General features: G+C 40.4%; 16 protein-coding genes. 5 read left to right on the top strand and 11 right to left on the bottom strand.

What is annotated here, in order from left to right:
• Positions 1–16: 16 nt before the first annotated feature.
• Together HUW48_RS24675 and HUW48_RS24670 are read right to left on the bottom strand one after the other, a co-directional pair.
• Positions 17–379: a hypothetical protein gene (locus tag HUW48_RS24675; protein WP_182413465.1), complete on the bottom strand. Its 363-nt coding sequence runs from the start codon at positions 377–379 to the stop codon at positions 17–19.
• An 87-nt stretch (positions 380–466) separates the two neighbouring features.
• Complete coding sequence (locus HUW48_RS24670) at positions 467–4,396, bottom strand: DUF4082 domain-containing protein (RefSeq protein ID WP_182413464.1); 3,930 nt, start codon at positions 4,394–4,396, stop codon at positions 467–469.
• 1,991 nt (positions 4,397–6,387) lie between these two features.
• On the opposite strand from HUW48_RS24670, the gene HUW48_RS24665 reads away from it, so the two are divergent.
• A protein-coding gene (locus HUW48_RS24665) for an IS3 family transposase (protein ID WP_220463971.1) occupies positions 6,388–7,490 on the top strand; the annotation gives its coding sequence in 2 pieces (ribosomal slippage) (positions 6,388–6,649 and positions 6,649–7,490; 1,104 coding nt in all).
• Positions 7,491–8,265: 775 nt separating this feature from the next.
• On the opposite strand, the gene HUW48_RS27115 is transcribed toward HUW48_RS24665, so the two are convergent.
• Positions 8,266–8,529, bottom strand: a complete 264-nt coding sequence (locus HUW48_RS27115) for a hypothetical protein (protein ID WP_246343609.1) — start codon at positions 8,527–8,529, stop codon at positions 8,266–8,268.
• On the opposite strand from HUW48_RS27115, the gene HUW48_RS24660 reads away from it, so the two are divergent.
• Positions 8,413–9,198, top strand: coding sequence for an IS982 family transposase (locus HUW48_RS24660; protein WP_246343929.1), 786 nt, complete (start codon positions 8,413–8,415; stop codon positions 9,196–9,198). The genes HUW48_RS27115 and HUW48_RS24660 overlap by 117 nt on opposite strands.
• Positions 9,199–9,418: 220 nt before the next feature.
• On the opposite strand, the gene HUW48_RS24655 is transcribed toward HUW48_RS24660, so the two are convergent.
• Both HUW48_RS24655 and HUW48_RS27520 read right to left on the bottom strand, forming a co-directional pair.
• Positions 9,419–10,990, bottom strand: a complete 1,572-nt coding sequence (locus HUW48_RS24655) for a catalase (protein ID WP_246343927.1) — start codon at positions 10,988–10,990, stop codon at positions 9,419–9,421.
• 358 nt (positions 10,991–11,348) lie between these two features.
• A complete protein-coding gene (locus tag HUW48_RS27520) occupies positions 11,349–12,443 on the bottom strand; it encodes a J domain-containing protein (RefSeq protein ID WP_182413461.1) in 1,095 nt (364 codons plus the stop codon).
• 159 nt (positions 12,444–12,602) lie between these two features.
• Between HUW48_RS27520 and HUW48_RS24645 the strand changes: the two genes are divergently transcribed.
• From HUW48_RS24645 to HUW48_RS24635, 3 genes are read left to right on the top strand one after another with little or no spacing between them, the layout of a single operon-like run.
• A complete protein-coding gene (locus HUW48_RS24645) occupies positions 12,603–12,977 on the top strand; it encodes a phage holin family protein (protein WP_182413460.1) in 375 nt (124 codons plus the stop codon).
• Entirely contained in the window at positions 12,974–13,573 is a 600-nt protein-coding gene (locus tag HUW48_RS24640) for a hypothetical protein (RefSeq protein WP_182413459.1), read from the top strand. The genes HUW48_RS24645 and HUW48_RS24640 overlap by 4 nt, the downstream gene beginning before the upstream one ends.
• The gene (locus HUW48_RS24635) at positions 13,563–14,336 is read left to right on the top strand and encodes a geranylgeranylglyceryl/heptaprenylglyceryl phosphate synthase (RefSeq protein WP_182413458.1); all 774 of its coding nucleotides are present in this window, start codon (positions 13,563–13,565) and stop codon (positions 14,334–14,336) included. Before HUW48_RS24640 ends, HUW48_RS24635 begins: the two co-directional genes overlap by 11 nt.
• A gap of 81 nt (positions 14,337–14,417) precedes the next feature.
• Here HUW48_RS24635 and HUW48_RS24630 read toward each other — a convergent pair whose 3' ends face one another.
• From HUW48_RS24630 to panD, 6 genes are all read right to left on the bottom strand, one after another.
• The gene (locus HUW48_RS24630) at positions 14,418–15,341 is read right to left on the bottom strand and encodes an AraC family transcriptional regulator (RefSeq protein ID WP_182413457.1); all 924 of its coding nucleotides are present in this window, start codon (positions 15,339–15,341) and stop codon (positions 14,418–14,420) included.
• A gap of 157 nt (positions 15,342–15,498) precedes the next feature.
• Entirely contained in the window at positions 15,499–16,638 is a 1,140-nt protein-coding gene (locus HUW48_RS24625; protein WP_182413456.1) for an acyl-CoA dehydrogenase, read from the bottom strand.
• Positions 16,639–17,019: 381 nt separating this feature from the next.
• Positions 17,020–17,700, bottom strand: coding sequence for a zinc metallopeptidase (locus tag HUW48_RS24620; RefSeq protein WP_182413455.1), 681 nt, complete (start codon positions 17,698–17,700; stop codon positions 17,020–17,022).
• 14 nt (positions 17,701–17,714) lie between these two features.
• Entirely contained in the window at positions 17,715–18,203 is a 489-nt protein-coding gene (gene rfaE2, locus HUW48_RS24615) for a D-glycero-beta-D-manno-heptose 1-phosphate adenylyltransferase (RefSeq protein ID WP_182413454.1), read from the bottom strand.
• Entirely contained in the window at positions 18,184–19,239 is a 1,056-nt protein-coding gene (locus tag HUW48_RS24610; protein ID WP_182413453.1) for a lysylphosphatidylglycerol synthase transmembrane domain-containing protein, read from the bottom strand. Before HUW48_RS24610 ends, rfaE2 begins: the two co-directional genes overlap by 20 nt.
• An 18-nt stretch (positions 19,240–19,257) precedes the next feature.
• A complete protein-coding gene (panD, locus tag HUW48_RS24605) occupies positions 19,258–19,605 on the bottom strand; it encodes an aspartate 1-decarboxylase (protein ID WP_182413452.1) in 348 nt (115 codons plus the stop codon).
• Positions 19,606–19,635: the final 30 nt, after the last annotated feature.

The raw sequence follows: 19,635 nt of genomic DNA, 5'->3' as shown, positions 1-19,635 counted from the left end.
ACCAAGCTGGCGATTGTTATTTGCGCTTTTTGAGTCGAAAAGGCTTACCGGCTAAGGCTCGTTTCTCGTTCAAAATATAGATTCCTAACTCTTTAATATCATGGGAGAATTCAACATCATGGTACTCGCCATCAGATTGAAAAGTGCGTTCTTCTTCTCCTATTAGCACGACATAGCGGCCGGTAGGATCTCCATTTTTTTCTTTCTTAATCTTAAACTTAGCTATTCGTTGGGGAAAAAATTCGTCAACGATATCAGGGCTTTTATCAGTGTCATATTCTTTTTCATTTATTTTTATTTTGAATTTCCCCTTGCCTTGTCCCTGTGAAAAGGAAAAGTATGGAAGAGTGATGAACAATGCTATAATGATAAATCTCATGGTTATACTTTTTATAATTAAACTTCAAAATTGATATAGATTCTATTTTAATTAAGTAGTTCTCTTTTAAACTTAAGAACATAGAATTTACCGATCTAGTAAAAGCTTAGCTGTTTGAGCACCAGTGTTAGTCTGCAGCCGCACCAGGTACAATCCTTTAGCCAGTTTAGCTCCGTCTACTTCTATTATATTCAGTTCTCCCGCGTTGACCTTTCCCTGCCTAAGCACCTTGACCAGCCTGCCTTGCGCATCGTAGAGGTCTAGGGTGTAAGCTCCACCTTCCACCAGCACAAACTGCACCTTCGCCTTATGAGTAACCGGGTTAGGATAAACCATCATTCCTTCTGCTTGCGTTAACTTTACTTGTGCTCCTACTTCTGGGGTAGCAATGTTTAGGCGGGAGGCGGTACTAGCCGCCGAACTCACAGTGTTAAATACCGCGTCCACATAATAGTTACTGGCCTCGTAGTTCTCGGTAGGGTAGGCTGGTGTGGCTGTATACAGGTAAACTCCATTGCGGCCATCAAACCCATTTTGTAAGCCAGTAAGTGGCCCGTTGACAATGGAACTAGTAAAGCCAAAATCATTGACAGAATAATGGCCCTCACTACTGTGGTAAGTAATGACATAGGTGGTATTAGCGGTAATAGATACTGGTGAGCTGAAATTTACCTCCTGCCAACCTGAGGCTGTCTCATTAATAAACGTAGCCTGCGCTAGCAGTGTGCCGGTGCTGCTGTAGAGTTGCCCAATGTGGGTACCGGTATTGCCTGTCTGCTTGTAAAAGCGCACAGCGGTTACATTTCCATTGACCGAGGAACGAAACTTCATGCCCAACTGCACGCTCTGCCCATCATTCTGGATAGTACCACCCGGCACATCCGTAGGCCGGAATACCGTGCAGGGGCACGTTGAGGGCGGGTTACTTCCATTAACCGTTATACTCACGGCCGCTGAAGTGGTGGTAGTCCCGCCATTATCCGTTGCCCGGGCCGTGAGCGAGTAAGTGCCGGCCGCGACATTGCTCCAAGCAAAGCTATAAGGGCTACTGACATCCGTGCCCAACAGGGTGGTACCATTATAGAAATCTACCTTGCTTACTGTGCCCGGACTCGTATCCGCCGCATTGGCATTGATGGTAATGGAAGCGGGTGCCGTAAACGTAGCCCCATTTGCCGGTGAGGTGATACTAACAGTAGGTGGTTGGTTAGCCACTCCATTAACCGTTATACTCACGACCGCTGAAGTGGTGGTAGTCCCGCCATTATCCGTTGCCCGGGCCGTGAGCGAGTAAGTGCCGGCCGCGACATTGCTCCAAGCAAAGCTATAAGGGCTGCTGACATCCGTGCCCAACAGGGTGGTACCATTATAGAAATCTACCTTGCTTACTGTGCCCGGACTCGTATCCGCCGCATTGGCATTGATGGTAATGGAAGCGGGCGCCGTAAACGTAGCCCCATTTGCCGGTGAGGTAATCGCCACTGTTGGGGCTGGATTAGAAGGTGGAGCACCATTGTTAAATACCACGTCGACCCAATAGTTACTTGCCCCAAAAGTTTGATTAGGGAATCCCGAGCCGTATGCGTACACCCCGTTCCCGGCTTCTTCACTACTTCCTAATGCGCGCAACGGGGGCCGGTCAATTGTTGATCCAAAGTATGAATTAGTGCCACCATAAAAACCATTAACACTATGGTAAGCCACTATGTAAGTAGTATTAGCAGTAATAGTTACTGGTGAGCTGAAATTTACCTCCTGCCAACCCGAAGCTGTTTCATTAATAAACGTAGCCTGCGCTAGTAGCGTGCCGGTGCTATTGTAAAGCTGCCCGGTGTGGGTGCCGGTATTGTTGGTCTGCTTGTAAAACCGTACACCAGTTGCGGAACCGTTAATTGAGGCGCGGAATTTCATGCCTACCACAATTTGACTTCCATCATTATATGCACTGCCAGAAGGAGCTTCAGAAGGCTGAAATACAGTGCAGGGACAAACACCATTTACCGTTACATTCACCGAAGTAGAAGCAGTGGTAGCGCCCCCGTTATCAGTGGCTTTCGCTATCAGCGAGTAAGTACCCGCCGCCACATTGCTCCAGGTAAAGCTATATGGGCTGCTTGTATCCGTGCCCAGCAGGGTGGTACCGCTATAGAAATCTACCTTGCTGATCGAGCCACCAGTATCCGATGCATTAGCCGTAATAGTAATAGAAGCGGGCGCGTTGAAGATAGCCCCATTAGTCGGTGCAGTAAGAGCAACTATTGGTGACTGGTTTGGGGGGGAAGTGGAATTATAATCTGCCACATAATTACCCGGGGTACAATTAAACAAAGCATAGTCTATTCCCTTGATCTTTTCTATTCTGTAGGATACGGCAGTTCCGTTTACAGTTAGTCCCTCTAACTGCCCTGTTTTATCAGTAATAGGCAGCATCCCTTGCAGGCTGCGGGCACCACTCGCTACGCTAATGGAAAAGTTCAGTTTTTCGCCATTCCAACTCATAGCTCCGAAAGATGACCCATTCCGTCCATCAAGCCAAGTGAGTAATTGTTTAGCCGATATTACCGGCACATTGCGGGCTATGGCTGAAGCAATAATTTTATCTGACCCATCAGATGGATTGAAATCGGTATGCATATTGGCACAGAAAGCACCATAATAGCCCTCTGGTCCTAAGGCTCTATCCAGCAATTGATCAACAGTAAAGGGGAAAGCCTGATCCGATTCATCGGTCATTTGGGTGACCAGCTGATAACAATCAATAATGGTCCCATTAAGCTCAGCGAAGCGCATCGGCATACCAGAACCAGAAAACATACCCGGACGGTTCTGCACCCATTTAGCTGGCCAGTAGTAATAGTTTGCATCCAACCTGATTCCCTTAGGGACTTCTAATTTGGCTTGGGTATGCCAGTCGCTCCAGGCAATACAGTGTGTCCGGTTAGTTACCGGTGCGGTAACACTTGGAAAAATAGATTTAAATTGGGCGAGCTGGGTTGTAAGATTCTGTTCCAGTGAAGCTGCCGTGTAGTTGGCACAATCTGTATTTACGTGCAATCCAATCTCAAAACCCTGTTGCTCATAAGTCCGAGCCTGTGCATCTGTAATAGGCGTACCCGGAAAAACGTAGGAAGACCCGCGTATCGCGCGCCAGTCCGCCACCGCTTCCGCGCTATTGTCGGCACTCTTCTGCATGTACTGATCAAATCGTGCCTTTGTTCCCCCATTGCCATGATCATCGCCGGTCATTACCACCACAGCTTTAAGGCCTCTAGGCAGAAACCAGAACCGGGGTAAAGGTTTGCGAGAGTTTTCCAATATAATATTAACTAACAGCCGTTGCTGCTCATCAGCTGCCGGAATAGCTACTTTAGACAAATTCATCCAATCCGGAAAATATTGGTCATCTGAGCGGATGGGCCCTGCCTCACCATCCCTTTCGGTACCAGCCCAAGCTGGATTTCCTTGGCGTATATACACCACCGAGCGTGCTAAGTCGTAAGTAAACGCTACTACTGTGCCTGTACCCACAGTTCGCATGGTTACTGCTGGGTTAGATGTTGCAGTGGTAGCACCTGAGTATAAAGTTGCTAGACTTGTTGCTCCATTCAAAGTATAAAGGTCGGCTGTGCCCTGATACTGTATTGTTTGGTTCACAATGCCTTTCCCAGGTCCGGTTGCAGTGTTTACCAGAATGTATTTATTGGCCATTGTGCTACCAGTAGGGTTAATACCTAATAATGATGCTAGCTTAGTGTCTGGGCTAAAAGTAATTAACATACCTCCAGCATTAGCCCAATTACTTAGCATAGTAACTTGCGCATCTGTTAAAGGTATATCACCTACTATTACTACATCATAACTGTTTAGCATGGTAGAGGATACTGATGTTATATCAAAGGTAGAATACTCGTTTAAACCCTCGGCCTGTAATATCTCGGCGGTATAGGAACTAAAAGGATTTGTAGCTGAGGTAATTATCAGTATTGGCCCACCAGGTCCTGGTAAGGTAGCCAACAAGGAAGCAGAAGATGTTGAAAATGACTTAATCTGAGCTCCTTCAGTCTCCTTATTGCTTGTTAATTCTTCTTTTCTTTTTGGAGAAACCTTTGTATTTGTTGTTTGATTTGAATAAAAATTAGTATTTATTAAATCCTTAGGACTTATTGCTTTTGTTAATAATCCATTTACAACTGGCGTAATATACCCTTGAGCAGCTGCAAAAAAGAATAAAAGTAGACTAGTTAACAAAAGAGAAAATTCCTTTCTCATTATAAAATATGTAAAGGACTTATTCATGATTGATAATAAATATTTTAATAGTTATAATATCTTATATTAGGTACTCGCTTATGTGAGAATATTGCTGTATGTTAATTGAATACAACCGTGGAGTAATCGTAGAATAATATGGCTTATGAACATAGAATGAAACATCTACTATGCTCAAACTTAACTTCAACAACGCTTAGTAGTAGAGACTAATTAATAAATTTGTTGTTAAAGCTTTCTATTTTAGACATACACTAAATAAGCTCTTGAGGAAAGCTTTTATTAGACTATATTGTCTAACAAACAAGCTAAGTATTAAAGATGTCCTTGAAAGTTAATAAGGTTATAAGCACCATAATATCTTTTAGCTTTTTAACCTAAGAACAATAAGTTTGGTCTATTATTTAAACTCAGTATATAAATAAAATCGCATGCATATATTTTATAAATACTGCTTACGTTTTATGTATTCTTAACTAAATTTAAATTAATCTTGAATGATTTCTATAATGTTTTTAATAGAAAAGTTAGTACACGTTAACTTGGCACTAGTTGAGAGTAAATAACTAATTCAGGTTGATCTTTGAAGCTAGCTACCTGAACAATTAAAATATAAAAAGATAGTTAAACCTTTTTGGTTATACAATCTTGAATTATCACAAATGAATTTAACAAGAACAAACAACTAAAATTAAGGCTCACTTTTTGTTGCCTAAAATATTACTTTAAAAAAGATTATATAGTAGTTTTATATTATATTTTGTCTATTTTAAAATTATAAATAAGTTCTATAAGAGAATAAATTTTTTAACTACATCATGATCTTTAATAAAGAGCTAAAATATACAGTTTCCAATAATAAAGATAATTGTAGTTAATTATCTTTGCTGAATCTTCAGAATTATTTAGTTAAACTACTTAAAAACACCTTTAACTTAATACCACAATTAATAGGCTCTATTTCTTAATATTTTATAAGTATAAAGTTAATTGTTTTTTAATAATACCAACTTTATTTTTAATTTTTATTTAAGATAAACATATTTAAAAGTAGAAAATTAATACATTATATTTCTTTACTAAAGTATTAGGTTGTTTATAATTTTAAAGAAAAGTTAAATAATATATTTCAGATCGGGTTTAAATATTATTAATTATTACATACAACTAAAAGGAGCAGATAAGAAAAAGAATTGTTAAAATATTAAGACTATATTAGTTGATGACGATGTGGAACTAGGTAGTAATAAACAAAAGGATTATCATTTCGCCTACTTACTAAAACGAAGTTATACTTACCGAATTAAGCTGTTTAATAAAGGGAATTTATTATAATTAAAGGGTCTTATACTTATAAGTAAATTCTATCAAATGATTGATTAGAGTTTCAATCTATCTTAAAAGAGTGTCTTATGAAAGCAGTTAGCTTAATTTTATTCAAATTTTCTTTACTAAAAATTGATTTATGAATTCCATAAATCAAATATGTTATAGCATTATTTAACTCCATACAAATTTTGAGTTTACTATTATTCGCACAGTTGGGTTGAAAGCATGAACATTAAAAAAGCAACTTATGAAATCAATCTTAGCAAGCAGATAAAAAGGGTATACCTAACTGAGATAACGGGAAAGGAAAATTGGTAATCATATTAAGTTATGGACCTCCTTGTGTAAGTACCCCAAAAAATCGGACAGTTTGAAAGGAGACAGAAAATGGATACCTTAAAACTGAACAAATGAAAAAGACAAGGATTACCGAGAGTCAGATTATCAAAGCACTGCAGGAGAATGAGTCGGGTCAGAAGACAGAAGACATTTGCCGGGAATTAGAAGTTAGCCGGGCTACCTTTTACCGGTGGAAGAGCCAATACGGAGGTATGGAAGCTTCGGATGTAAAGCGGCTCAAAGAGTTAGAAGAGGAGAATGCCCGATTAAAGAAAATGTATGCTGATTTAAGCTTGGATCATTCGATTCTGAAAGAAGTTATCACAAAAAAAGGTTGGGGCTCTGGCAGCAAAAGCAGTTAACCGATGAAATCATCTCGGACTACGACTTACCCGTTGTCAGGGCCTGCCACTTAACTGGTCTGACCCGTTCTCAATTTTATTACAAGAGCTGTAAAGATGATTCCGAAGTGATTACCGCCTTGCAGGAGTTAGCTGCTGCTCATCCAGCTTATGGTTTTCGGAAGCTGTTAGCTTATCTGAAAAGAGCCGGTCAGCCGTGGAATCACAAACGGGTATACCGGATCTATAAACTGTTAAAGTTCAACAAAAAGAGAAAAGGAAAACGTAGGCTACCAACCCGAGTAAAGCAACCATTGCTGCAGCCGGTAGAGATTAACAGTAGCTGGAGCATGGATTTTATGAGTGATAGCTTAGCATCAGGTAATAAGTTTCGGACCTTGAATGTGCTAGATGATTGTAACCGGGAAGCACTGGTCATTGAGATAGCAACTTCAATTGCCGCCAAAAGAGTGATTCGCACTCTGGAGCAGCTGATTGACTGGCGCGGTAAGCCAACGGCCATCCGGGTAGATAATGGCCCGGAGTTTACTAGTGTTGATTTTACGAACTGGTGTAAAGAAAAAGAAATTAACATCCATTATATTCAGCCGGGTAAACCCATGCAGAATGGCTTTATCGAACGCTTTAACGGCAGTTATCGCCGGGAAATATTAGATGCTTATCTGTTTTTTGAACTGGCGGAAGTCCGGCAACTGACAGAAAATTGGCTAGAAGAATATAATACCCGTAGGCCGCATGAAGCTTTAGGAAATCTGACCCCAAGGGAATGGCTCTTGAAAAAAGAAGTGGAAATATGGAAAACTTATCCCTGAACTCAAAATCAGCCCACCAAGTTTACCACATTACCACTTCCTAGTAATAGTAATAATAATGAGAATGGTCTCATTCAAACTGTCCCAAAAATGGGGTACTTACATTGGCACTTTTCACATCTGTCTCCATCAGTTTTAGCAAAAAAGTACAATGCGTGATGCGGAAAGTGTTAAACCCTTTCCTAAAATTCTAGTGGTAAGATGCATTGATAATTTGAGGAGTATTTGGCTAATAGCTTTTTCAGCATAGTTAAAAAAGAAGGAATGAGGTTATTAAGACTGAAGAAGGCATAAGTATCTCAATTCTAATAAGAGAGGCCGTTACTATATTGTTTTATCTGACCTTATCGGATTAGCACTTCCACACGAAGTAAGATTAGTAGTGCCTTTAGGATATATGATTGGGGATGGGGGCCCTTTGACTCTGCCTTCTAAATAAAGATGGGTGCTCTGCATAGGAAAAAATGTATCAGTTGGTTACATGCTTAAAAGATATAAGAGAAGGTGAAAAGCGAACTGTTCATTCTCATCTTTTTGCTTCGCAATGCTATAACCAGAAACAAGATCTAAGTAAAAAGCAGAACATTGTTAAGCTTTATCTGACTTGCTTGCATGAAAATAATGCTACCTTATTTTTAATTTTCTTCTAGTTGTCAGATAAATTTTGCATAATCTGCTGCAGTTAACACCAATAAAATTTAGAGTTAAACAATAATAATTAAAATGTGTGTAGTCGATGGAACACCATAATTTCTCCATTATAATATACCAAAACCTAGCAATTTTGGATATTGATTGTAATTAACTCAAGTTGCGCGCTATAAAAAAGTCTGTTCAGTTTTTGGTCAAAATACGTTTTGAAGTTACCACACTCTAAAATGTAGAAGCCAGGACCGAACAGACTATAGCAATATACTGCTTTATCGATGATTTCTTTCATAGCATCGGGCGAAAAGAGGATATCCACTGTAAGCTTTCCGATGCCGAGCTCCTCACGACGGCTCTTCTGGCGGCTCGCTATTTCTATGGCAATCTTCATTCCGCTTGTGGATACATGCAAGAGCACCATGGCGTTAAGATGATTGATAAATCCGGCTTTACCCGTCGCTTGCACCAACTCCAGGATCAATTAACCACTCTATTTCTCGCTTTAGGTAACACGCTTAAAGAGCTGAATACTTCTTGCCGCTACTTAATTGATTCCTTTCCGGTGGCGGTTTGTGATAACATTCGTATTCCTCGCTGCCGTTTACTGCAAGGAGAAGCCTATCGGGGAAAGAATGCTAGTAAAAGGCGTTATTTCTATGGCTTCAAAGTTCAAATCATTACCACGGAAGATGGCCTGCCGGTACAATTCTATATTCATGCGGGTTCTTTCGCCGATGTAAAAGCTTTTCAGACGATGACTGTGGACTTACCGGAACAGAGTCAGCTTTATGGTGATAGTGCTTATACCTGCTATGAACTAGAAGACCTGTTCTACCAATGTGAACAGGTCAAGTTACAGATCTGCCGTAAGACTAACAGCCAAAGAAAGGATCTGCCGCACCAGGTTTTCTTAAAAAACTATTACCGAAAGCTGATTGAAACTACCTTTTCTGGTATCACCAGCTTCTTTCCCAAGAAAATCCATGCGGTTACCCCGAAAGGGTTCATCCTTAAAATTATCCTCTTTATCTTCGCCTATACCCTAAACCAAGTTATTTAATGTCGCGCAACTTAAGTTAATTAATAAAATTGTACCACCAAAACATTAGTTTTATCCTGGTAAAATTTGCTACCCCAAATTAATCAGAACTATTTATTCAAAATTCATGAATTTTTGTTCAACAGCATACTTATAAGGACTGACTTACTCCCATTAAAAAGGGACCCATCCTTATCTTTTGATGGATGGGTCCCTTTTTTTAATACATTTATAATTTTTATTAATACGGTTTAGATTCGTGAGAAACGCGTTGGGCTTCTTCCACCCCTTCTTTGGGTGAAGTAGCACCGATTGGTCCTTTGTCGCTTTGGTCTTTCAATTTAAGTTGCAGACCTTCGGCTACACGGCGGCCATACTCTTCATCGGCCAGCGTAAAGTGCTCTACCATCTTGTCCTGGATGCGCTTATCGCAGGTGCTCAGAGTGCTTACCAGGTTAGAAATCAGGTCATCGCGTTCCCAATCCTCAAAGTTGCGGTACGTTTCGCCGGCTTGCTTAAAGTCATTGGTACGGTCAATTTTCTGACGTAACAGGTTGGCTTCGTAGCGTGGAGTATAATCTTTACCTGCTTTAGGAGCTTCCTGCAAACCACCTAAGAAAGAAGGCTCGTAATTAATGTGTGGGTTCTGCCCTTCGGCAAAATCTGTTTTATACGACATTTGTCCACCACGCTGGTTTGTTGCCACTTTTACAAGTGGAGCATTAATTGGCAACTGCAAATAGTTAGCTCCTACGCGGTAACGCTGGGTATCCGAATAAGAGAAGGTACGGCCCTGCAACATTTTGTCATCCGAGAAATCCAAACCGTCTACTAAAACACCGGTACCAAAAGCCGAAAGTTCTACTTCGTTAAAGTAATCAACCGGGTTCCGGTTAAGGGTCATTTTACCAACTGGCAACCAAGGGAATTGGTCTTTCGGCCAAATTTTAGTATCATCCAATGGGTCAAAATCCAGTTCCGGATGTTCGTCATCGCTCATTATTTGCACGAACAATTCCCATTGAGGGAAATTACCGTCTTTAATAGCTTCAAACAAATCCTGAGTTGCGTGGTTAAAGTTTTTGGCCTGGATAGATTCGGCCTCGGCTTGAGTTAAGTTACGTATGCCTTGCAGCGGTTCCCAGTGGTATTTTACTATTACTGCTTCGCCGTCGGCATTTACCCATTTATACGTGTTAACGCCGGAACCTTGCATTTGGCGGTAGTTGGCCGGAATGCCATAGGGCGAAAACAGGAACGTTGCCATGTGGGTAGCTTCGGGAGTATTGGCAATAAAATCAAAGATCCGCTCGCCGCTTTGGATGTTAGTAACCGGATCTGGCTTTTGCGAGTGAATTAAATCCGGAAATTTCATAGCATCCCGGATAAAGAAAATCTTCAGGTTATTTCCTACTAAATCCCAGTTACCATCTTCGGTATAGAATTTAACGGCAAAACCGCGCGGGTCACGCAATGTTTCCGGCGAATGGCCGCCATGACCTACGGTAGAGAACCGAACAAAAACCGGCGTTTGTTTTCCTTTTTCCTGAAATAATTTAGCTCTGGTATATTTTGCTATTGGCTGATCCCCTACGGTTCCGTAAGCTTCAAAAACACCATGGGCACCTGCTCCCCGAGCGTGCACTACGCGCTCCGGAACCCGTTCCCGGTCGAAGTGCGAGATTTTCTCGATGAAGTGATAGTTTTCCATGGTAGCAGGACCCCGGTTACCAACGGTGCGGATGTTCTGATTATCAGTTACCGGATGCCCCTGACGAGTAGTAAGAATTCGAGGTTCGTTTTCTGCCCCCATTAAACCATTACTGGCCGATCCGTTCTCCCCGGCGGGTTTGTGAGTTCCGTTTTCTTGTTGCATCATTAAAAATAAATTTTAAGTATAACTTTATTTTACCGGTAAACAAATAGCCAAGTTTCGTTTTAGAAACTTATCTTTTCAGTTTATCCGCAATATTAACAACCACACCGGGCTTTTCCTAACGAAAATTGAAGACTGTAACAAAGAGAGACTGCTGTAAGGGGGCTCTCTAGACTATTGTGTTTCACCTGAGGTAAGTGCTCTGGGCAGCATCCCTGATTTAATTTTTGTTACGTTTCTTTTTACTTTTTCAACGAAGCGCTAAAGCAAAATCAACAAGGCTTATTTAAACAAGTTAATCTACATTAATTTTACAATACTGATATAAATCGTACGCCGCCGAACCATAGCCGCGCTTATAAGCTTTTAAAAAATTAGTACAGGCTTCGTCTTTTCTATCTAAATCGTAGTACGCTTTGCCTAGTAAGTACAGCAAACGACCACTTTGGCTATCCATGGTCAAAGCTTGTTCATAATCCGGAATAGATTTATCTGGTTTCCCCAGCAAGTAATAACAATAACCGCGGTACAGCAAAGCCTCATTGCGCATTTTGGCATTAGTGCCCGGAAACTTTAAAAAAGAATCAAAATCCTGAATTGCCTGCGGGTAGGTATTCAACAAGGTCGCCCGGATCATGCCCCGTTCAAAGTAAGCTGGGGTAAATACCTGGTTTGCCTGCAAAGCTTTGGTCATTTGAGTTTCGGCTAAGGTGTCGCGCCGCAGTTTTTCGTAGCACCTGCCTTTATCGTAGAATAAATCGGCACTTGGTTGCTTGGTTCGCTTTATGGCTTCATTAAAGTCCGAGATAGCCGCCGGATAATTCTGATAAACATTCATTTCAATGCGTGCCCGCCGCGAGTAAGCATCGACAAAGTTAGGTTTAAAGTAAATAGTTTTGGTAAGCAAGCTATGCGCCAGGCTCCATTGCTCCGTTTTTGTATATTGCAGAGCCGCGCGGTAATTGCTCATTCCCGTAATATGATCCATTAACAGCTTTACTAATAAACTGGCTATAATTATTCCGATGAAAATGCCAATTATTATTTTAATGTCCTTGCGCTGAAACTCTCTTTTTGGAATATTACGGTAATGGCGTTCGGCGTACGAAGCTGGTTCGCGGGTAACAATGGGCGCTTGGTACTGCGCCTGCTGCATGGCTTGTAATTGCAGCACCATGTATCGTAAGCGTAAATCGTATAGCGCCCGTTTTCTTTCGTCAGATAAAACCTGGTATGCCTCGTTTACTATTTTAAACTTTTCTTCGAATAACTGGTTCCCCTGGTGTTTATCCGGATGGTATTGCCGGGCTAGCCTTTTATAAGCAGCTTTTATTTCGGCGGCCGTAGCCGATGGATTTACTTCTAAAATGGTATAATAATTCTGATTCAAAGATGCCTGCCAGTTATATCAAGAAGCTATTTTAAAAATAACGCTTTTTTTAGACAATATTATTCTAAAATCCGTAATACAATTTTTGTATAATAGAGGTTCCTTAATATTTTTTTGATTTTTTATCGTACACGTACTTGATCTAACTAAACGAAAACTATGAATAACGACGACAAAGGTTCTAAAACGGAAAGCCTGATCAGCAACTTAATGGGTTATATTGATACCCGCATCGATCTGATAAAATTAGAAATACAAACAAAGCTGAAAGAAGGTTTTGTAGGCTTGCTACGCGCTATTGTGTTAGGCTTTGCCGGCTTTATGGCTTTAATCTTTTTTAATATCTTTATAGGATTGCTCTTAAATGATCTCCTGGATAGCCATTTCTGGGGATTTGGTATAGTTACTTTGTTCTATGTTATTTTATTAGTAATAGTAATATTAGGAGTAGATAAGAAACTATTTACTAATATGGCCGATAAAACATTCGAAAACACTGTATACAAAGACGATAAAAGAAATCAACCGTTATGAACGAACTCAATAATCCGCTTTTCGAAGACAGAAAAGAATTTTTAGAAAGACAGAAACAAGAATATAAAAACGCCCTGCTAGGCGATGTTGCCGAATTAAAAAACCAATCGCAGGAAATAGGCAAAAAGGTGCTTATTGGCGGTGGTGCTTTAGTAGGTGTTTGGTTAATAAGTAAGCTAATTGGAGGAGGAAAAAGTAAAAAAAAAACTAAAGCCTTAAAAACCGGTTTACAAAAACAATTGGCAGCTACCAGCACGTATGCAGCCCCATCGTCTACAACCCAGGCAAGCACAGAGGGAGCTAATTATTCCGATCCGGCTTTGCAATATGGTTCCGGTCAGCTTCCTCCCATTTCTTCGTTTCACCAAGCAGCGCAGCCGGCTCAAACTTCTCTTATGTCGGATTTAGGCAAAGCTTTTATGGAATCGGAAATGGCAAAGGCCTTATCTACTCAGGTAACTGCTTTTTTGCTGGTGTATGTAACCAAAAAGTTAGAAGAGTATCTGCATGTGCCTAAAAATCCCGATATTGTGGTCACGAAAGAACCCGTAACCAAAGATATTGATTTTTCATATCACGAAGAGGATGCCGTTTAGCCGGATTTACGAACAAATAATACTTAAAAAACAACAGAGACAAAGATTATTTGCTGTACTGCTCGACCCTGATAACTTAACAACAGCGGCCTGTGAGCAACTTATTGAACTTAGCCATACCTATTCTATTGATTACTTTTTAGTAGGCGGCAGCTTGATTACCACTCAAAATCAGGCGCCGCTTATTTCTTTGCTTAAACAACAAAGCCAAATACCGGTAATTTTATTTCCTAGCAGTAGCCTGCACATAGACTTACAAGCCGACGGAATTTTATTGCTCTCCCTTATATCGGGCCGTAATCCTGATTTTTTAATTGGTCAGCATGTTATAGCGGCGCCCCTTCTTAAAGCCAGTAAGCTCCAGATTTTACCTACCGGTTATATTCTGGTAGATTCTGGTCAGCCAACCACTGCTTCGTACATGAGTGGTAGTATGCCTTTACCGCGTGATAAGCCTAATATTGCAGCTAGTACAGCTTTGGCCGGCGAGTTACTAGGGTTACATTTAATGTTTTTAGATGCGGGCAGCGGCGCAAAAAATCCGGTACCGGCTGCTCTTATTCAAGCGGTACAGCAGGCAGTAGAGGTTCCGCTAATTGTGGGTGGGGGATTAAATACCGCTCAAAAAGTAGTTGCCGCTTTAGAAGCCGGGGCAGATATGATTGTTATTGGAAACGAAATAGAAAAGAACCCGGATTTTATTAGTACAGTTGCTGTTGCTGTAAATCAATTTAACTCCGCAACTTTATCTAATTCTTATTAAAACTTTTTAGCTACTTGATTATAAAACAAAAGAGCCTACGGTTTATATTGTAGGCTCTTTTGTTTTATAGAAATTTACTTTTTAGATATTCATAGCCGATTCGCGGCGGCGCATTTTACCAGCCGGAATGCCAAACATCATTTTAAAGCGACGGCAGAAATAAGCAGTGTCTTTATAGCCTACTTCTTTACCAATTTCGCGAATGCTTTTCTTAGTGGTACGTAATAAGAAAACCGCCCGTTCCATCCGTTGGTATTCAATATAATCTTGTGGATTAATACCAGTAAGCATCTTGAAATACTGCCCAACATAATCTTCCGATACGTTAGCAACATTAGAAAGAACTTTATTGGATAAATCACCGCCGATATTTTCTTTAATATAGTTAAAGAGATCAATCAACCGTGGATCTTTAAAGTAAGTGCTGTTAGTAGCCAACTGCTCCACAAACATCTTATTTTTAAGAATATAGCGGATAATTTCTACTACAATATTTTCGGTGTAAATATTTATCAGCCTTTCTTTACCCGGTAACTCCTGCATGCTTTCCTCAATTACCTTAATAATTAAGTTAGCTAACTTAGAATTGCCAGAAATTAAGAAAGCAGGTACATCTAACGAGGCAAAAAAGTTAACCGAGTCAAAAACTTTAGCTTCAAAGCTTACGAAGCTGTGGCTTTCTTCAGCATCACCTATTAAATCCAGGTCATTGTTACTCCGGAAGAACTTTTCTTTATTACTAATTAAATCATCATTTGAAATCATCCGGCTGTCCGGATCACCAAAATAGATCTTCGTGCTGCGGCCACCCGGCACAAACAACATCTCGCCTTCTTCTACTATCTGTTTCTCATCACCGAAAGCAATAACCCCTCTATGGAGCAAATACAGGTTATTGCCTACATCATAAAAGTTCCGTACACCAAATGGTTGCTGCAACACATAATTCTTAGATTTAATATATCGCACCCCCAGGGACTCAATAACCTTATTGTAATCTTCCATGATTGGTATTTTATCTTTATTTTTTTGATATTTAGATTATAGTGTTTAAAATTACTATTAATCTTTCAATAACACAAAAATAATTGAAAAATAATTATACACCAATTAACAAATATATTATTTTTGAACAGCATTATTTCAACATAGAACTATTCTATTATTTCAATAACTCTCTTGATATTACTATTTTCTGAATCTCAGAGGTGCCTTCATAAATTTGCGTAATTTTTGCATCGCGCATTAGCCTTTCTACGTGGTATTCTTTCACAAATCCGTATCCGCCATGTACTTGCACCGCTTCTATAGTAGTGTCCATGGCTACTTTAGAGGAAAACAATTTAGCCATGGCTCCGGACTTGGTATAATCGTGGCCAGCATCTTTATCGGCGGCCGCTTGCAGGCAAAGTAAGCGTGCCGCATCTATATTGGTAGCCATTTCGGCCAATTTAAATTGAATGGCTTGATGTTTTGCTATTTCTACCCCAAAGGTTTTACGTTCTTTCGCGTATTTAACCGATAACTCATAGGCACCCGAAGCAATACCTAAAGCTTGTGCCGCAATACCTATGCGTCCGCCGTTTAGTACACTCATGGCAAACTTAAACCCAAAGCCATCTTCGCCTATGCGGTTCTCTTTGGGTACTTTCACGTCGGTAAACATAAGCGAGTGCGTATCGGAGCCTCTAATGCCTAGTTTATTTTCTTTTTTACCTATTACAAAGCCAGGAGTATCGCGCTCCACAATAAAAGCGTTTATACCTTTGTGGCGCTTTTCTGGGTAGGTTTGCGCAATAACCAAGTAAACGGAAGCTGTGCTACCATTTGTAATCCAGTTTTTAGTGCCGTTAATTATATTGTGGTTGTCTTGATCTACCGCTGTTGTGCGTTGCATGGTAGCATCGGAACCAGCTTCGGGCTCAGATAAACAAAAAGCGCCAATAATTTCGCCGGTTGCTAAGCGGGTCAGGTATTTCTGCTTTTGTTCTTCGGTGCCGTATCTTTCTACTCCCCAACACACCAGCGAATTATTTACCGACATTACTACCGAAGCCGAAGCATCTACCTTCGAGATTTCTTCCATGGCTAGCACGTACGAAATTGTATCCATGCCGCCTCCACCATATTTAGGGTCTACCATCATGCCCAGAAAACCAAGTTCCCCCATCTTTTTGATTTGTTCCGCAGGAAATAGCTGGTGTTCGTCGCGTTCGATCACTCCGGGCAGTAATTCTGTCTGGGCAAAATCACGAGCCGCTTCTTGTACGGCCAGGTGTTCTTCGGTTAGTCTAAAATCCATATTATTTCAGTATTATGTAAATAATAATTCTCAAGATTTAATCTTTTAGAACAGCTAGTTCCTATTCTAAATCAATTTGCCTTACTATGTTCTGAATAATATTGCTTGAACACAGTGCCAGCAATTTTTATAGTGAATATACGAATACTAAATAAATAATATGCATGCATACTTTATTGATTTAGTATTATTTTAACTGATTTATTATTACTCGCCAGTTGCTACTAAAAAACTTTTTAAGAGTTATATTATACTGTAACAGGCAAAGGCACGCAGGCAGCTTACCATTATAATCAGGCAGAAGAATATTTCTGTATAAACAAAAACACCACTGCTTAGAGAAGCAGTGGCGTAGTAAAACTTATTACTCTATTAGGTTAATTAATCGCGGCGCCCCATTAACAGAGAAACATAATATAATAATGTGGCTAACGAACCAATTGCTGCAACTACGTAAGTTAAAGCCGCCCATTTAAGGGAATCTTTGGCCATAGCGTGTTCCTGGGTGGTTACTACTCCCCTACGGTCCATCCACGCCAAAGCTCTACGGCTCGCATCAAACTCTACCGGTAAAGTAACAAAACTAAATAAAGTAGTTAAAGCAAATAAAGCTACTCCAATAGTTAAAGGGATGATACTGGTATTAATCATGAAAATACCAATTAATATAATCCATTGCATATACCGCGAAGCAACACTTAATGCTGGCACCATAGCGGACCGGAATTTAAGCATGCTGTAAGCGGTAGCGTGTTGTACTGCGTGCCCACATTCGTGCGCAGCAACTGCCGCCGCCGCCGCACTCCGCGAAGCGTAAACGCCTTCACTTAGGTTAACTGTTTTATCAGCCGGATTATAATGGTCGGTTAATTGACCTTCGGTAGAAATAACCCGAACGTCCCGGATATTATGATCAGCCAGCATCATCTCGGCAATTTCCCGGCCACTTAAACCAGAATGTAATCCTATTTGCGAATACTGTGCGAATTTACTTTTTAGCCGCCAGCTTACAAATAAGCTAACCAGCATTACCAATATGGCTATTAAATATACTCCACCCATTTTCTTTTACGTGTTTAAATTTGTTGTTTAATCTTCTCGACAATATTTGTAGTAGAATATCCTTTTACGAGCGTAATGGTTTTTACGGTTCCTCCATTATTCTGAACGAGATCGTGCCCTACAATATTTTCAATAGCATAATCATCGCCTTTTACCAGAATATCTGGTTTTACCGCCGCAATTAACTCGTATGGAGTATCTTCTGCAAACAATATTACCATATCCACAAACAACAAGGATGCCATAACCCTGGCTCGTGACATTTCGTCCTGAAGTGGTCTTTCCGGGCCTTTTAAGTTGCTTACCGAAGCATCGGTGTTTAAACCTAGTATTAATTTATTGCCTAAATGGCGGGCTTTTTCCAGGTAATCTACATGGCCTAAATGTAAAATATCAAAACAACCATTGGTAAATACAATGGTATCTCCGGCTGTTTGCCACTGCTGAATGGTAGGTAAAGCAGCGGTTACATCTTTAAATATTTTACTTTGCGTGTTCGTCATAAATAACAGGATTTAATTCTGCCGGAACCAAAGGTACTGGTTTAGCTGAAGCCGGATGGAGCATGCTGAAAATAAAACTAATACCACCCAGTATAACTACTAAAAGGGTTTGAGAAGTATGTGTTACTAACGCATAAGCCATACCCGTTTCTTTAGATAAACTATAAAGCAACAGCGTAGAACGAACCATAATATGAAACACCCCAATACCACCTTGTACCGGAGCGCTCATGCCCAAACTACCAACCACTAAAACCGACAAGGCCGCTCCCGGACTTAAGTTCTCGGTAGCAGGCAAGGCCAGAAAACCAATATAACCGGTTAAATAGTACGTAAACCATACAAATACAGTGTGCGCTACAAAAGCAAACTTGTTTTTAAGTTTGGCAATACTAAGCACACCTTCGGCTACGCCTTTCAAGAAATCGTGTATTTTCAAGTACAAAGAATTCTCTTTTAACTTTTTCCGAAAAGCATACAATAAGATCAAGGCCAAGGCAAAAACTAAAATAGCAGCACCTCCCACCCGATATAGAAGAACACTATTGGTTTTGTAATTAGCTACTTTTGCCGAGAACAAATTCCAGAAGAAAGTATGAATCCGGTCAAATTCTATTAAGAATGCCGCTCCGGTTAGTAACAGCAACATTAACATATCAATTAGTCGCTCGGTAATCACGGTACCAAATGAAGCTTTTACTGCAACGTTACTTGTTTTACTTAAAATACTGCATCTTATTACTTCGCCGGCCCGCGGCAGCACTAAATTAGCCAGGTACCCTACCATCATGGCATGGTACGTTTTAAAAGCAGGGAGCTGGTAGCCCAATGGCTCTAATTGCATTTTCCAGCGGTAAGCCCGACTAAGATAACCAGCTATTCCAAGTAAGAGCGAAACCCCTATCCAGAAATAATTAACGTGTTGTAATTGTTTCCAAACCAAAGTAAAATCAATTCCCTTAAGAGCAAACCACATCAGAAAAATGGATAGCCCTGCTAAAAGAATATATTTACTAATAGTAAGCAGCTTTTTCATAAACGATACTATTGCTGCCTAAATCAGCCGATTGTTTTGGTCAGGAAAGATAAGAGTAGGTTGATGCGTTTTAGCTTCGTTAAAATCAATTAAGCAGTACGAGATAACAATTACTATATCGCCCACCTGTACTTTTCGGGCAGCCGGACCATTTAAGCAGACAACACCCGTTCCCCGTTCTCCTTTAATTACGTACGTTTCAAAACGTTCGCCATTGTTAATATTAACGATCTGTACTTTTTCGTTTTCTACCAGATTAGCGGCATCCATCAAGTCTTCATCAATAGTTATACTGCCCACATAATGCAGTTCAGCCTGGGTAACTTTTACCCGATGAATCTTTGATTTTAAAACTTCTATTTGCATGTTTTTTCTCTTTCACTTAAAATTGGCCGC

The sequence above is a fragment of the Adhaeribacter radiodurans genome (assembly GCF_014075995.1).
GTDB lineage: Bacteria > Bacteroidota > Bacteroidia > Cytophagales > Hymenobacteraceae > Adhaeribacter > Adhaeribacter radiodurans.
The sequence above is the reverse complement of the archived record's forward strand: the minus strand, read 5'-3'. Positions and strand labels throughout refer to the sequence as shown.